Annotated in this window: 8 protein-coding genes, 2 tRNA genes and 5 rRNA genes (1 of these 15 running past the window's edge); 11 read left to right on the top strand and 4 right to left on the bottom strand. The window is 60.5% G+C overall.

Annotated features, from left to right (window positions below; all coding sequences use genetic code 11):
- Positions 1–2,570: ribosomal RNA gene (locus ACZ0AE_RS20005) — 23S ribosomal RNA — on the top strand; it begins 309 nt to the left of the window's first position.
- Positions 2,571–2,739: 169 nt separating this feature from the next.
- A 5S ribosomal RNA gene (gene rrf / locus ACZ0AE_RS20000) occupies positions 2,740–2,854 on the top strand.
- A gap of 66 nt (positions 2,855–2,920) precedes the next feature.
- On the opposite strand, the gene ACZ0AE_RS19995 is transcribed toward rrf (ACZ0AE_RS20000), so the two are convergent.
- A complete protein-coding gene (locus ACZ0AE_RS19995; protein WP_463601985.1) occupies positions 2,921–3,322 on the bottom strand; it encodes a hypothetical protein in 402 nt (133 codons plus the stop codon).
- A gap of 39 nt (positions 3,323–3,361) precedes the next feature.
- On the opposite strand from ACZ0AE_RS19995, the gene ACZ0AE_RS19990 reads away from it, so the two are divergent.
- The 5 genes from ACZ0AE_RS19990 (at position 3,362) to rrf (ACZ0AE_RS19970) (ending at position 8,595) form a co-directional block, all read left to right on the top strand.
- Positions 3,362–4,908 (top strand): 16S ribosomal RNA (locus ACZ0AE_RS19990).
- Positions 4,909–5,003: 95 nt separating this feature from the next.
- A tRNA-Ala gene (locus ACZ0AE_RS19985) sits at positions 5,004–5,079 on the top strand.
- 48 nt (positions 5,080–5,127) lie between these two features.
- A tRNA-Ile gene (locus ACZ0AE_RS19980) sits at positions 5,128–5,204 on the top strand.
- Between the two features lie 228 nt (positions 5,205–5,432).
- A 23S ribosomal RNA gene (locus ACZ0AE_RS19975) occupies positions 5,433–8,311 on the top strand.
- A 169-nt stretch (positions 8,312–8,480) separates the two neighbouring features.
- Positions 8,481–8,595: ribosomal RNA gene (gene rrf / locus ACZ0AE_RS19970) — 5S ribosomal RNA — on the top strand.
- Together the 16S, 23S and 5S rRNA genes with 2 tRNA genes alongside form the textbook arrangement of a ribosomal RNA operon.
- 572 nt (positions 8,596–9,167) lie before the next feature.
- On the opposite strand, the gene ACZ0AE_RS19965 is transcribed toward rrf (ACZ0AE_RS19970), so the two are convergent.
- From ACZ0AE_RS19965 to hemH, 3 genes are all read right to left on the bottom strand, one after another.
- Positions 9,168–10,934: a methyl-accepting chemotaxis protein gene (locus ACZ0AE_RS19965; protein ID WP_463601984.1), complete on the bottom strand. Its 1,767-nt coding sequence runs from the start codon at positions 10,932–10,934 to the stop codon at positions 9,168–9,170.
- 415 nt (positions 10,935–11,349) lie between these two features.
- Positions 11,350–12,198: an alpha/beta fold hydrolase gene (locus ACZ0AE_RS19960; RefSeq protein WP_463601983.1), complete on the bottom strand. Its 849-nt coding sequence runs from the start codon at positions 12,196–12,198 to the stop codon at positions 11,350–11,352.
- Positions 12,195–13,157, bottom strand: a complete 963-nt coding sequence (gene hemH / locus ACZ0AE_RS19955) for a ferrochelatase (RefSeq protein ID WP_428711170.1) — start codon at positions 13,155–13,157, stop codon at positions 12,195–12,197. Before hemH ends, ACZ0AE_RS19960 begins: the two co-directional genes overlap by 4 nt.
- Positions 13,158–13,343: 186 nt before the next feature.
- On the opposite strand from hemH, the gene ACZ0AE_RS19950 reads away from it, so the two are divergent.
- The 4 genes from ACZ0AE_RS19950 (at position 13,344) to tatC (ending at position 15,850) form a co-directional block, all read left to right on the top strand.
- Complete coding sequence (locus tag ACZ0AE_RS19950) at positions 13,344–14,234, top strand: lipid-binding SYLF domain-containing protein (protein WP_038685413.1); 891 nt, start codon at positions 13,344–13,346, stop codon at positions 14,232–14,234.
- Positions 14,235–14,309: 75 nt separating this feature from the next.
- Complete coding sequence (gene tatA, locus ACZ0AE_RS19945) at positions 14,310–14,537, top strand: Sec-independent protein translocase subunit TatA (RefSeq protein WP_038685414.1); 228 nt, start codon at positions 14,310–14,312, stop codon at positions 14,535–14,537.
- A 15-nt stretch (positions 14,538–14,552) separates the two neighbouring features.
- The gene (tatB, locus tag ACZ0AE_RS19940; protein ID WP_463601982.1) at positions 14,553–15,107 is read left to right on the top strand and encodes a Sec-independent protein translocase protein TatB; all 555 of its coding nucleotides are present in this window, start codon (positions 14,553–14,555) and stop codon (positions 15,105–15,107) included.
- Positions 15,104–15,850 carry a twin-arginine translocase subunit TatC gene (gene tatC / locus ACZ0AE_RS19935; RefSeq protein ID WP_038685419.1) on the top strand — a complete coding sequence of 249 codons (747 nt, stop codon included), beginning with the start codon at positions 15,104–15,106 and terminating at the stop codon, positions 15,848–15,850. Before tatB ends, tatC begins: the two co-directional genes overlap by 4 nt.
- The last annotated feature ends 41 nt before the right edge of the window (positions 15,851–15,891 follow it).

Here is a 15,891-nt window from a genome sequence, read left to right as displayed (position 1 = left end):
TAGAAGGTGATAGCCCTGTATTTAAAAGGGCCACTCCAGTGAAGACGAGTAGGGCGGGGCACGTGAAACCCTGTCTGAACATGGGGGGACCATCCTCCAAGGCTAAATACTACTGACCGACCGATAGTGAACCAGTACCGTGAGGGAAAGGCGAAAAGAACCCCGGAGAGGGGAGTGAAATAGATCCTGAAACCGTGTGCGTACAAGCAGTAGGAGCTCGAAAGAGTGACTGCGTACCTTTTGTATAATGGGTCAGCGACTTACTGTTCGTGGCAAGCTTAACCGTATAGGGGAGGCGAAGGGAAACCGAGTCTGATAAGGGCGCATAGTCGCGGGCAGTAGACCCGAAACCGGGTGATCTAGTCATGGCCAGGGTGAAGGTGCCGTAACAGGTACTGGAGGCCCGAACCCACGTCTGTTGCAAAAGACGGGGATGAGCTGTGATTAGGAGTGAAAAGCTAATCGAACCCGGAGATAGCTGGTTCTCCTCGAAAGCTATTTAGGTAGCGCCTCATATGTATCCTCTCGGGGGTAGAGCACTGTTATGGCTAGGGGGTCATCGCGACTTACCAAACCATTGCAAACTCCGAATACCGAGACGGACTGTATGGGAGACACACGGCGGGTGCTAACGTCCGTCGTGAAAAGGGAAACAACCCAGACCCACAGCTAAGGTCCCAAATTCACTGCTAAGTGGAAAACCATGTGGAAAGGCACAGACAGCCAGGAGGTTGGCTTAGAAGCAGCCACCCTTTAAAGAAAGCGTAATAGCTCACTGGTCGAGTCGGTCTGCGGGGAAGATTTAACGGGGCTAAGCAGTGAACCGAAGCTTGGGGTGTGCATATTTATATGTACGCGGTAGAGGAGCGTTCCGTAAGCCGTTGAAGGTGGATTGAGAAGTCTGCTGGAGGTATCGGAAGTGCGAATGCTGACATGAGTAACGATAATGCGGGTGAAAAACCCGCACGCCGAAAGCCCAAGGTTTCCTTGCGCAACGTTAATCGGCGCAGGGTGAGTCGGCCCCTAAGGCGAGGACGAAAGTCGTAGTCGATGGGAAGCAGGTTAATATTCCTGCACCTCGCGTAAGTGCGATGGAGGGACGGAGAAGGTTAGGTGTACCCGGCGTTGGTTGTCCGGGGGAAAGGAGGTAGGTTTGAATCTTTGGCAAATCCGGGATTCTTCAAGACCGAGCACCGAGACGAGCCTTTAAGGCGAAGTCACTGATACCACGCTTCCAGGAAAAGCTCCTAAGCTTCAGCTTACGCAGACCGTACCGTAAACCGACACAGGTGGGTAGGATGAGAATTCTCAGGCGCTTGAGAGAACTCGGGTGAAGGAACTAGGCAACATGGCACCGTAACTTCGGGAGAAGGTGCGCCCTTTTTGGTGGCTCATGCGAGCTATAGCTGAAGAGGGCCGCAGAAACCAGGCCGCTGCGACTGTTTATCAAAAACACAGCACTCTGCAAACACGAAAGTGGACGTATAGGGTGTGACGCCTGCCCGGTGCTGGAAGGTTAATTGATGGGGTCAGCCGCAAGGCGAAGCTCTTGATCGAAGCCCCAGTAAACGGCGGCCGTAACTATAACGGTCCTAAGGTAGCGAAATTCCTTGTCGGGTAAGTTCCGACCTGCACGAATGGCGTAACGACAGCGGCGCTGTCTCCACCCGAGACTCAGTGAAATTGAAATCGCTGTGAAGATGCAGCGTTCCCGTGGCAAGACGGAAAGACCCCGTGAACCTTTACTATAGCTTTACACTGAACGTTGAGTTCGTCTGTGTAGGATAGGTGGGAGGCTATGAAACTGTGGCGCTAGCTGCAGTGGAGCCATCCTTGAAATACCACCCTGTCGTGCTTGACGTTCTAACCTGGGTCCATAATCTGGATCGGGGACCGTGTATGGTGGGTAGTTTGACTGGGGCGGTCTCCTCCTAAAGAGTAACGGAGGAGCTCGAAGGTACGCTCAGCGCGGTCGGACATCGCGCACTGTGTGCAAAGGCATAAGCGTGCTTGACTGCAAGATCGACGGATCAAGCAGGTAGGAAACTAGGACTTAGTGATCCGGTGGTTCTGTATGGAAGGGCCATCGCTCAACGGATAAAAGGTACTCCGGGGATAACAGGCTGATACCGCCCAAGAGTTCATATCGACGGCGGTGTTTGGCACCTCGATGTCGGCTCATCACATCCTGGGGCTGTAGTCGGTCCCAAGGGTATGGCTGTTCGCCATTTAAAGTGGTACGCGAGCTGGGTTCAGAACGTCGTGAGACAGTTCGGTCCCTATCTGCCATGGGCGTTGGAGATTTGAGAGGGGCTGCTCCTAGTACGAGAGGACCGGAGTGGACGAACCTCTGGTGTTCCGGTTGTCACGCCAGTGGCATTGCCGGGTAGCTATGTTCGGAAGCGATAACCGCTGAAAGCATCTAAGCGGGAAGCGCGCCTCAAGATGAGATCTCCCGGGGCACAAGCCCCCTGAAGGAACCATATAGACTATGTGGTTGATAGGTCAGGTGTGTAAGTACAGCAATGTATTGAGCTAACTGATACTAATGATCCGTGTGGCTTGACCATATAACCTCAAGTTGCCTTGGCCGACATGACATGTCGATAGATCCCAAGTGCACGCTACGTCACAAGACCAAACGAGAGGCAGGCGCTCAGGCGCGTCTCTTTGTAAAGCCGGCACACCCGTGCCCGCTCCCTGCAAAGACACGCTCTGCGGCGACACTCCAAAAGCCTCCCTGGTGAAATTAGCGCTGTGGAACCACCCGATCCCATCCCGAACTCGGAAGTGAAACGCAGCTGCGCCGATGGTAGTGTGGCTCAAGCCATGCGAGAGTAGGTCATCGCCAGGGTTTATACCCCGAAAACCCCGTTGCTCACGCAACGGGGTTTTCCTTTTTATGTAAGCACATGATTTTTCATGGACTTACACCGACAACTTCAAGAAGAACGTCAAGTTCATCAAACAAGTTGTTGACAGATTCGAAAAGCCTGACATAATAGGCGGCTCGCAACGACGAAAGCCTCTCGAGGCAAACGACGAAGCGGCATCGGCAACAACGTTTCGCTTCGGTGAAACGGCCTTGAAAAAAGGTGTTGACGAAGTAGATAAGCCGGTCTACAATGGGCGGCTCGCAACGACGGAAACGTCGGGGCAAACGGAAGAAGGCGCTGAGGCCGATTCCAAAGTTCTTTGACAGTATGCGCAGGTATCTTGTGAAGGCGCCTGCAGGAAGGATGTATGTCCATCTTGCAGACGTTTGATCAAGCAACATATCAATTGTTTTAAAGCAAGCGAAACGTTGCCAGCGGTCAAGCATCTGCAGCTTTAAATTTTTAGTCTTCGGACTATGCGTTTTTAAGTGAAGAGTTTGATCCTGGCTCAGAGTGAACGCTGGCGGTAGGCCTAACACATGCAAGTCGAACGGCAGCACAGTAAGAGCTTGCTCTTATGGGTGGCGAGTGGCGGACGGGTGAGGAATACATCGGAATCTACCTTTTCGTGGGGGATAACGTAGGGAAACTTACGCTAATACCGCATACGACCTTCGGGTGAAAGCAGGGGACCTTCGGGCCTTGCGCGGATAGATGAGCCGATGTCGGATTAGCTAGTTGGCGGGGTAAAGGCCCACCAAGGCGACGATCCGTAGCTGGTCTGAGAGGATGATCAGCCACACTGGAACTGAGACACGGTCCAGACTCCTACGGGAGGCAGCAGTGGGGAATATTGGACAATGGGCGCAAGCCTGATCCAGCCATACCGCGTGGGTGAAGAAGGCCTTCGGGTTGTAAAGCCCTTTTGTTGGGAAAGAAAAGCAGTCGATTAATACTCGGTTGTTCTGACGGTACCCAAAGAATAAGCACCGGCTAACTTCGTGCCAGCAGCCGCGGTAATACGAAGGGTGCAAGCGTTACTCGGAATTACTGGGCGTAAAGCGTGCGTAGGTGGTTGTTTAAGTCTGTTGTGAAAGCCCTGGGCTCAACCTGGGAATTGCAGTGGATACTGGGCGACTAGAGTGTGGTAGAGGGTAGTGGAATTCCCGGTGTAGCAGTGAAATGCGTAGAGATCGGGAGGAACATCCATGGCGAAGGCAGCTACCTGGACCAACACTGACACTGAGGCACGAAAGCGTGGGGAGCAAACAGGATTAGATACCCTGGTAGTCCACGCCCTAAACGATGCGAACTGGATGTTGGGTGCAATTTGGCACGCAGTATCGAAGCTAACGCGTTAAGTTCGCCGCCTGGGGAGTACGGTCGCAAGACTGAAACTCAAAGGAATTGACGGGGGCCCGCACAAGCGGTGGAGTATGTGGTTTAATTCGATGCAACGCGAAGAACCTTACCTGGTCTTGACATGTCGAGAACTTTCCAGAGATGGATTGGTGCCTTCGGGAACTCGAACACAGGTGCTGCATGGCTGTCGTCAGCTCGTGTCGTGAGATGTTGGGTTAAGTCCCGCAACGAGCGCAACCCTTGTCCTTAGTTGCCAGCACGTAATGGTGGGAACTCTAAGGAGACCGCCGGTGACAAACCGGAGGAAGGTGGGGATGACGTCAAGTCATCATGGCCCTTACGACCAGGGCTACACACGTACTACAATGGTAGGGACAGAGGGCTGCAAACCCGCGAGGGCAAGCCAATCCCAGAAACCCTATCTCAGTCCGGATTGGAGTCTGCAACTCGACTCCATGAAGTCGGAATCGCTAGTAATCGCAGATCAGCATTGCTGCGGTGAATACGTTCCCGGGCCTTGTACACACCGCCCGTCACACCATGGGAGTTTGTTGCACCAGAAGCAGGTAGCTTAACCTTCGGGAGGGCGCTTGCCACGGTGTGGCCGATGACTGGGGTGAAGTCGTAACAAGGTAGCCGTATCGGAAGGTGCGGCTGGATCACCTCCTTTTGAGCAAAGACAGCATCGTCCTGTCGGGCGTCTTCACAAGTAACCTGCATTCAGAGTTTCACGTCGGCCTGGCCGACGTGGATAGTCCCGTATATGGGGCCTTAGCTCAGCTGGGAGAGCACCTGCTTTGCAAGCAGGGGGTCGTCGGTTCGATCCCGACAGGCTCCACCACACGTCACACGTTTATCGGTGTGTTCGGCAATGAGCTAAACGGACATTGGGTCTGTAGCTCAGGTGGTTAGAGCGCACCCCTGATAAGGGTGAGGTCGGTAGTTCGAGTCTACCCAGACCCACCACTCTGAATGACTAGCGCATACAAAGAATTTATTACGCATCGGCATTGTGGCCGGTACGTGTTCTTTTAAAACTTGTGACGTAGCGAGCGTTTGAGATTCTATCTTGACGTGTCGTGAGGCTAAGGCGGAAGACTTAAATGTCTTCTTATTAATTGAGTCGTTATATTTCGTATCTGGGCTTTGTACCCCCAGGTCATATATGTAACCCAAGGCAACTTGCGGTTATATGGTCAAGCGAATAAGCGCACACGGTGGATGCCTTGGCGGTCAGAGGCGATGAAGGACGTGGCAGCCTGCGAAAAGTATCGGGGAGCTGGCAACAAGCTTTGATCCGGTAATGTCCGAATGGGGAAACCCACCCGCTTGCGGGTATCCTGCAGTGAATACATAGCTGCTGGAAGCGAACCTGGTGAACTGAAATATCTAAGTAACCAGAGGAAAAGAAATCAACCGAGATTCCCTGAGTAGCGACGAGCGAACGGGGACTAGCCCTTAAGCTGGAATGGTTCTAGAAAAACAGCCTGGAACGGCTGGCCATAGAAGGTGATAGCCCTGTATTTAAAAGGGCCACTCCAGTGAAGACGAGTAGGGCGGGGCACGTGAAACCCTGTCTGAACATGGGGGGACCATCCTCCAAGGCTAAATACTACTGACCGACCGATAGTGAACCAGTACCGTGAGGGAAAGGCGAAAAGAACCCCGGAGAGGGGAGTGAAATAGATCCTGAAACCGTGTGCGTACAAGCAGTAGGAGCTCGAAAGAGTGACTGCGTACCTTTTGTATAATGGGTCAGCGACTTACTGTTCGTGGCAAGCTTAACCGTATAGGGGAGGCGAAGGGAAACCGAGTCTGATAAGGGCGCATAGTCGCGGGCAGTAGACCCGAAACCGGGTGATCTAGTCATGGCCAGGGTGAAGGTGCCGTAACAGGTACTGGAGGCCCGAACCCACGTCTGTTGCAAAAGACGGGGATGAGCTGTGATTAGGAGTGAAAAGCTAATCGAACCCGGAGATAGCTGGTTCTCCTCGAAAGCTATTTAGGTAGCGCCTCATATGTATCCTCTCGGGGGTAGAGCACTGTTATGGCTAGGGGGTCATCGCGACTTACCAAACCATTGCAAACTCCGAATACCGAGACGGACTGTATGGGAGACACACGGCGGGTGCTAACGTCCGTCGTGAAAAGGGAAACAACCCAGACCCACAGCTAAGGTCCCAAATTCACTGCTAAGTGGAAAACCATGTGGAAAGGCACAGACAGCCAGGAGGTTGGCTTAGAAGCAGCCACCCTTTAAAGAAAGCGTAATAGCTCACTGGTCGAGTCGGTCTGCGGGGAAGATTTAACGGGGCTAAGCAGTGAACCGAAGCTTGGGGTGTGCATATTTATATGTACGCGGTAGAGGAGCGTTCCGTAAGCCGTTGAAGGTGGATTGAGAAGTCTGCTGGAGGTATCGGAAGTGCGAATGCTGACATGAGTAACGATAATGCGGGTGAAAAACCCGCACGCCGAAAGCCCAAGGTTTCCTTGCGCAACGTTAATCGGCGCAGGGTGAGTCGGCCCCTAAGGCGAGGACGAAAGTCGTAGTCGATGGGAAGCAGGTTAATATTCCTGCACCTCGCGTAAGTGCGATGGAGGGACGGAGAAGGTTAGGTGTACCCGGCGTTGGTTGTCCGGGGGAAAGGAGGTAGGTTTGAATCTTTGGCAAATCCGGGATTCTTCAAGACCGAGCACCGAGACGAGCCTTTAAGGCGAAGTCACTGATACCACGCTTCCAGGAAAAGCTCCTAAGCTTCAGCTTACGCAGACCGTACCGTAAACCGACACAGGTGGGTAGGATGAGAATTCTCAGGCGCTTGAGAGAACTCGGGTGAAGGAACTAGGCAACATGGCACCGTAACTTCGGGAGAAGGTGCGCCCTTTTTGGTGGCTCATGCGAGCTATAGCTGAAGAGGGCCGCAGAAACCAGGCCGCTGCGACTGTTTATCAAAAACACAGCACTCTGCAAACACGAAAGTGGACGTATAGGGTGTGACGCCTGCCCGGTGCTGGAAGGTTAATTGATGGGGTCAGCCGCAAGGCGAAGCTCTTGATCGAAGCCCCAGTAAACGGCGGCCGTAACTATAACGGTCCTAAGGTAGCGAAATTCCTTGTCGGGTAAGTTCCGACCTGCACGAATGGCGTAACGACAGCGGCGCTGTCTCCACCCGAGACTCAGTGAAATTGAAATCGCTGTGAAGATGCAGCGTTCCCGTGGCAAGACGGAAAGACCCCGTGAACCTTTACTATAGCTTTACACTGAACGTTGAGTTCGTCTGTGTAGGATAGGTGGGAGGCTATGAAACTGTGGCGCTAGCTGCAGTGGAGCCATCCTTGAAATACCACCCTGTCGTGCTTGACGTTCTAACCTGGGTCCATAATCTGGATCGGGGACCGTGTATGGTGGGTAGTTTGACTGGGGCGGTCTCCTCCTAAAGAGTAACGGAGGAGCTCGAAGGTACGCTCAGCGCGGTCGGACATCGCGCACTGTGTGCAAAGGCATAAGCGTGCTTGACTGCAAGATCGACGGATCAAGCAGGTAGGAAACTAGGACTTAGTGATCCGGTGGTTCTGTATGGAAGGGCCATCGCTCAACGGATAAAAGGTACTCCGGGGATAACAGGCTGATACCGCCCAAGAGTTCATATCGACGGCGGTGTTTGGCACCTCGATGTCGGCTCATCACATCCTGGGGCTGTAGTCGGTCCCAAGGGTATGGCTGTTCGCCATTTAAAGTGGTACGCGAGCTGGGTTCAGAACGTCGTGAGACAGTTCGGTCCCTATCTGCCATGGGCGTTGGAGATTTGAGAGGGGCTGCTCCTAGTACGAGAGGACCGGAGTGGACGAACCTCTGGTGTTCCGGTTGTCACGCCAGTGGCATTGCCGGGTAGCTATGTTCGGAAGCGATAACCGCTGAAAGCATCTAAGCGGGAAGCGCGCCTCAAGATGAGATCTCCCGGGGCACAAGCCCCCTGAAGGAACCATATAGACTATGTGGTTGATAGGTCAGGTGTGTAAGTACAGCAATGTATTGAGCTAACTGATACTAATGATCCGTGTGGCTTGACCATATAACCTCAAGTTGCCTTGGCCGACATGACATGTCGATAGATCCCAAGTGCACGCTACGTCACAAGACCAAACGAGAGGCAGGCGCTCAGGCGCGTCTCTTTGTAAAGCCGGCACACCCGTGCCCGCTCCCTGCAAAGACACGCTCTGCGGCGACACTCCAAAAGCCTCCCTGGTGAAATTAGCGCTGTGGAACCACCCGATCCCATCCCGAACTCGGAAGTGAAACGCAGCTGCGCCGATGGTAGTGTGGCTCAAGCCATGCGAGAGTAGGTCATCGCCAGGGTTTATACCCAAAAACCCCGTTGCTCACGCAACGGGGTTTTTTCTTTGTGCGTTTCCGGGCGCGCGCCATGCGCGCACCCCGCACCCCGCGGCGTAGAGCCGACCGTTGGTCGGCTGCACGTCGCAATGGCGTTGCGGTGTACGTGGAATACCCCTGCCGAGCAACGCTCTGCCCTACTGGTAGAGCTGACCGTTGGTCGGCTGCACGTCGTAGTGGCATTGCGATATACGTGGAATACCCCTGCCGAGCAGCGCTCGGCCCTACCGGTAGAGCCGACCGTTGGTCGGCTGCACGTGGCAATGGCGTTGCGGTGTACGTGGAATGTCCCCTGCCGAGCAGCGCTCGGCCCTTCCGAAGGCGTGCGGCTCTCACCGGAAGGCATGCGTGGAGCCCTTAATACCCGTGGAGCCGACCAACGGTCGGCTCTACCCCCGACGGTGTCACAGGGCAGCCGACCAACGGTCGGCTCTACCCCCAGGGTCACAGCCAAACAAAAACGGCGCCCTCACGGGCGCCGTTTTGTTGTGTCACCTGCTGCCCGCGCCATGCGCGGGCCAACCGGGATGAGCTGCTCAGGCCACGGCGGCAACTGCACGCCGTACCGGCGCTGCTGTCTGCGTGGTATGTCCATGCCGGAACACCGCAACCGCTTCGCTCAGTTCGGCGGCCTGTTCTTCCAACAGGCGTGCCGCGGCGCTGGCCTCTTCGACCAATGCCGCGTTCTGCTGGGTGGCATCGTCCATCTGCACGACCGTCTGGTTGACCTGATCGATGCCGCTGGCCTGTTCCTGCGATGCCGACGAGATCTCGGCCATGATGCCGCTGACCGCTGCCACACTGCCGACGATCTCGGCCATGGTCTTGCCGGCATCCTGTGCCAGGTGCGCGCCGTCGGCCACCTGCTCCACGGAGGCATCGATCAGGCTCTTGATCTCCTTGGCCGCCTCGGCCGAGCGCTGCGCCAGGGTGCGCACTTCGCTGGCCACCACTGCGAATCCGCGGCCCTGCTCGCCTGCACGTGCTGCCTCCACCGCCGCGTTCAACGCCAGGATATTGGTCTGGAACGCGATCCCGTCGATGACGCGGGTGATGTCGCCGATCCGCCGCGACGCGGTCTGGATGGCCTCCATCGTGGTGACCACCTGGCCAACCACCGCGCTGCCGCGGCCGGCAACGTCCTGTGCGCCCTGGGCCAGCGTGCTGGCCTGGCGCGCATGCTCGGCGTTCTGGCGGACGGTGGAGGTCAGCTCCTCCATCGAGGCGGCGGTTTCTTCCAGGTGCGCGGCCTGGCGCTCGGTGCGCTCGGACAGGTCACTGTTGCCGCTGGCGATCTCGCCGGCGGCCTGCGCGATCGCGCCGGTGCACTGCTGGATACGCTGCACCATGGCGGTGAGCTGTTCGGCGGTGGCATTGGCATCGCGTTGCATGGCGGCGAACGCGCCCTCGAACTGGCCGTGCATGCGCTGGTCCAGGTCACCGCGGGCCAACGCCGCCAGCACACGGCGCACTTCGCCCACGGTGCCGCCCACGCTCTGCAGCAACTGGTTGATGCCGCCGGTGAGGCCGTCGAGGAAGCTGGCCGTGCCCTCGGCCGACGGCAGGCGCCGGTCCAGGTCGCCCTTGGCGGCCGCCGCGACGATGTCGGCCACGGCGGTTTCCAGCTGCAGTTCCGCGGTGCGGTCGTGCCACTCCACGGCAAAGCCGAGACGCTCGCCGTGGTCGTCGAACACCGGCGTCACCACCTGGGCGAAATGCACCGGGCCGATCCGCACACGGCCGTGGTGCACCTGCTGCAGCGTGTTGAGGATGGCGCGGATGCGATCGGGGTTCACGTGGAAGCGGTGGATGCTGCTGCCCACCAGCGTGTCGACGTCGAAGTCGGGGAACGCCTCACGCAGGCTGGCCTGCTGGTTGCGCAACAGCGTCACCACCGACCGGTTCACGTAGCGGATCACGTGGTCGTTGTCGGCGATCATCATCGCGGTACGCGAGACATCCAGTGCACGGTGGATCTGCGCGTCCTCGGTATGCACGGTGGCAGCCCGCTGTTGCTGCTCGGCCAGGGCACGCGCGGCGGCGTCGGCCTGCTGCAGATCGCGCTGCCAGCGCTGGGTCTGCCGGCGGGTACGCAGCGCCAGCACCGCCAGCAGCACAGCGGCCACGAGAATGGTCAACGACACCCCCCACTGCCGCTGCCACAGCGCCGTACCGGAGCCAGCGGCCAGCAGCAGCGCAGCGGCCACCGCGACGGTGCCGTCCAGGCGCTGCAACAGGGCGGGCGGACGGGGCGCGCGGGAAGGGTCGGGTGGGCGCGGCGCAACAAGCGGAAGGGCAGACATGGGGACTCCGGGATTCAGAAGCAGGGACGGCCGGTCGCGCGCGGAAGCGGACAGGCCAATGGCGCGCCGGTCACCGTCGATGCGGTGGGCGCTGCGGGGAAGACGAGGAGGGAAGAGGCCCGCATGCCGCGCGCGGTTGATAGCGACGCATCGACGGTGCGGAACACCGCCGGCATGGCCCGGTCCTGTGGGCGATGGCACGGCCAACACGGCATTGCGACGACCTTCCCTGAAGCCTTGGAGTGATGCGCGGCTTCGCGACGGCGGAGCAAGCGGCGACACAGGCCGAACGTGCCGGGCTGCCTAACGGGTATCGGCCGGGCAGCGCGGAAGTTGAGTGCGTCAGGATGCCGCAGGGCCGCCTGCAGGTGCTGGCGGCGGCACGCCGCGGACCATGCGACCCATGGCGGCGCTGTCAGCCGGCGAGGAAGGCGGTGATCACCTCGGCAACCACCTGCGGATGCTCCATGTGCAGGTGATGGGTGCCGGGAAACACGGACAGCCGGCCATCGCGCAGCAGGCCGATGCGCTGGCTGCGCAGGGGTTCGGGGTAGTACGACTGCGCGGGGGTGGCGTAGATCACCTGGGTGGGGCATTCAATGGCCGCCAGCAGGTTGTCGATCTGCGCTTCGCTGAGGCGCAACGCGGTGGGCAGCATCAGGCGCGGGTCGCTGCACCAGCTGTAGCCGCCCTCGACCGCTTTCACCCCGCGCTCCACCAGCAGCCGCGCGCAGGGCTCGCTGAGCTGGTTGGCCATCATCCGTGCGCGGATCGGCGCGGCCAGGTCGGCAAACACCCGCAAGTTCCTGCCCGGCAGCGCACGGGCGGCGCGCACGTGGTCGCGCAGACGCTGCGCGGTTTCATCTTCGGGACCGCGCAGGCCACCGAGCGCTTCGATCGCCACCAGGCGCTCGACCCGCTCCGGCGCGGCGGCGGCGGTGAGGCTGGCGATGCCGGCGCCCATCGAATGGCCGAGCAGGGTGAAACGGTCCCAGCCCAGCGCATCGGCGACGTCCAGCACATGGCAGATCGCGCCGGGCGTGTTGTATTGGGTTCCCGGCGGCAGGTGCGCGCTGTGGCCGTGGCCGGGCAGGTCCAGGGCCACCAGATCCAGTGCCGGCAGTTGGGCAGCCAGCGGCACGAAGCTGGCCGCGTTGTCGAGCCAGCCGTGCAGGGCCAGCACCCGCCTGCCCTCGCGCTGTGGCGCGCGCAGTCCCGCGGCGTGCACGCCCTGCACCTCCAGCGTGAAGGGCTGCAAGGTCATGCGAGTGCGGCGATGCTCAGCCGCGACAACGCCAGGGCGTGTTCGGGCGCCGCATTGAGGCAGGGAATGTAGCGCATCTGCGCGCCGCGCGCGGCGAGGGTTTCGGTGAAGCCCAGTGCCACTTCCTCCAGGGTTTCCAGGCAGTCGGTGGCGAACCCGGGGCAGACCACGTCGATGCGGCGCACGCCGCTTTCGGCCATGGCCCACATCGTGGGTTCGGCATAGGGCTGCAGCCACTTCTCGCGGCCGAAACGGGACTGGTACGTCAGCTGCCAGGCGTCGTCGGGCAGCCCCAGCGCATCGGCGATGGCGCGGGCGCTGGCCTCGCAGCGCTGCGGGTATGGATCGCCGGCGTCGGCCAGGCGTTGCGGGATGCCGTGGAAAGAGAACACCAGCTTTTCGCCGCGACCGTGCTGCTGCCAGGCCTGCTGGATGCTGCCGGCCACGGCCGCCACCCAGTCCGGGTCCACCGCGTAATCGCGCACCAGGGTGACGGTGACGGCAGGGTGGCGCGGCTGCCACGCGCGCACCTGGTCTTCAATGGAGGCGGTGGTGGTGGTGGAATACTGCGGATACAGCGGCAGCACCACGATCCGGCGCATGCCCTCGGCAGCCAGCCGGTCCAGCTCGGCGGTGAGTGCCGGGGCGCCGTAGCGCATCGCGTGGCGCACCCGCACGTTGGGCATCAACGCCTGCATCGCCTGCGCCAACTGGCGCGTGTAGACCATCAGCGGGGAGCCGTCGGGCAGCCACACCTGGGCGTACTTGGCCGCCGAGCGACCGCTGCGCAGGGGCAGGATAAGCCCGTACAGCAAGGGTTTCCACAGAATCGGCGGGATCGCGACCACGCGCGGATCGCTGAGGAATTCAGCCAGGTAGCGACGCACCGCCGGGGCGGTTGGCGTCTCGGGCGTGCCTAGATTGACCGCCAGCACGGCGGTGTCGGGTGCGTCGAGCATGGGCCCATTCTCGCAGGTCTGCGCGATTGGCGGGATGGATTCCACCCATCGTTGTGATGCGTTGGGCATATCAATAGACGGCATCACTCATTGCGGATTCATCGCAGGGCTTCTAACGTCGGAAAGCGTATCGACCAATGGTCCTACCTACCGCTATCTTGTGTGATCGACTTCTGGAGCCCACCCATGCGCCGCCTCAGCCTTGTACTGCTGATCTCCGCCAGCCTGTTGCTGTCCACCCAGGCGATGGCCGGACCACAGGAAGACCAGCGCGCCCGCAATGCGGTGCGTGTGCTCAATGAAATCCAGAACATCCCCGAACAGGGCATCCCCGACAAGCTGCTGGACGAAGGCCGCGCGATTGTCGTCATTCCCGACACGATCAAGGCCGGTCTGGTGATCGGCGGGCGTCGGGGCCATGGCCTGATGTCGGTGAAGAATGCCGATGGCAGCTGGTCCAACCCGGTGTTCGTGAAGCTCACCGGCGGCAGCATCGGCTTCCAGGCCGGCGTGCAGTCCTCGGACGTGGTGCTGGTGTTCCGCAACGACCGCAGCCTGGACAACCTCGTCAACGGCAAGTTCACCCTCGGCGCCGATGCCGGCGTGGCAGCCGGCCCGGTAGGGCGCAACGCGGCGGCGGCCACCGATGGCCAGCTGAAGGCCGAGATCTGGTCGTGGTCGCGTGCCCGCGGCCTGTTTGCCGGCGTCGCGCTGGACGGCGCGGTGCTGCAGATCGACGATGCCGCCAACCTGGACGCCTACGGCAGCAACACCACGCCGCGGATGGTGTTCGAGGGCCGTATGGGCGAGCCGCCGTCGATCGACGTGGTGGCCTTCCGCGACCGTCTGGAAGAAGCCACCTACACCGCCCGCGAAAAGCGTGGCACCGCTGGCAGCGCCCCGGCCCCGGCTGCGCGCCAGGCGGCCCCGGTCGCCGCGCCGGTGGCTGAACAGGCACCGGCGTCCGGTGCCACTACCGCTCCGCTGCAGCCGGCCCCGGCCCAGCCCGCGCCGCAGCAGGGCTTCCAGGCCGTTGGCGAAGGTGAAGTACGCACGGAATCGCTGGACGGCAACTGACTTTCGTCACGCGCGCCGGCTAACACCCGGTGCGCTATGCTCAACCGTCTGATCACTACGTAACGCGAGCGGCTCATGGGCAGTTTCAGCATCTGGCATTGGTTGGTCGTGCTGGTCATCGTTCTGCTGGTGTTCGGCACCAAGAAGTTGACCAGCGGCGCCAAGGACCTTGGCAGCGCCGTCAAGGAATTCAAGAAGGGCATGCACGACGAGGACAAGCCGAAGGCGCAGCTCAACGACGCCTCGCGCCCGCAGGACTCGACGACGACGTCGCAGACCGAGCACGATCGCGACCCGCGCTGATCGGGACCGGCGGGCGTGTTCGATATCGGTTTCAGTGAACTGCTGGTCATCGCGGTCGTGGCTTTGGTCGTGCTCGGTCCCGAGCGCCTGCCCAAGGCCGCGCGCTTTGCCGGGCTGTGGGTGCGCCGTGCGCGGACCCAATGGGATTCGGTGAAGCAGGAACTGGAGCGCGAACTGCACGCCGATGAAATCAAGCGGCAGTTCCGCGACGTGCAGGCCTCCGTGCAGGACACCGAGGCGCAGCTGCGCGCCAGTGGTGAAGCGGTGCGCCGCGAAGCCGAGCAGATGCGCCAGGACGTGGCCCGACACGGCGACGACGTGGCCGCCACCGCTGACGAACCGGTGATGACCGGCCCCGCGCCCGGCTCCCCGGCGAGCGTGGCCCAGCACGTGGTGGCGGCCGATGCCGTCGACGTGGCCGAGCCGGTGCGTGATGCGATGGCACCGCCCGGCATCGATGGCACCGCGCCCCGCGTGGCGGCGCCTGTCGAAACGGCGCCGGTCGGCGCGCCTCACCCCGACACCGCACAGGACGCGCCGCTGCCGCGCGACGAGCAGGCACCGCGATGAGTGAACACGAGTACCCGGAAAGCTCGCTGGTGGAACACCTGATCGAGCTGCGTGCGCGCCTGGTGCGCGCGATCGTTGGCCTGCTCGCGGTGCTGCTGGTGCTGCTGCCGTTCTCGCGCAAGATCTATACGTGGCTGGCCGAGCCGCTGATCTCGCAGCTGCCCAACGGGCAGACGATGATTGCGACCAACCCGGCCGGCGCCTTCTTCGCGCCGTTGAAGCTGACCTTCTTCGTGGCCCTGTTCGTGGCCGTGCCGTGGCTGCTGTACCAGCTGTGGTCGTTCGTGGCGCCCGGCCTGTATGCGCGCGAAAAGCGCTTGGCGGTGCCGCTGCTGGCGTCTTCGGTGCTGCTGTTTTACCTGGGGTGCGCGTTCGCCTACTTCCTGGTGTTGCCGGCGGTCTTCCACTTCCTGACCACCTTCCGCCCCGAAGTGATTGCGATCACCCCGGATGCGAACGCCTACCTGGATTTCGTGCTGGCGATCTTCTTCGCCTTCGGCACCAGCTTCGAGCTGCCGGTGGCGATGGTGATCCTGGTGCTGCTGGGCTGGGTGTCGCCGCAGCAGTTCAAGGAAAGCCGCGGCTATGCGGTGGTGGGCATCTTCGTGGTGGCCGCGGTGCTGACGCCGCCTGACGTGGTGTCGCAGCTGCTGCTGGCGATCCCGATGTGCGTGCTGTACGAGCTGGGCATTCACGCGGCGCGGTGGTTGGTGCCGTCGTCGGTGGTGAAGCCGGCGGGGTGATCGGTGGCGGGCGTCGTGAACAAAAACCCCGGCAGATGCCG

Source organism: Stenotrophomonas sp. AC248, from assembly GCF_979258185.1.
Note: the sequence above shows the minus strand (reverse complement) of the source record. Positions and strands in the feature narration are given on the sequence as shown.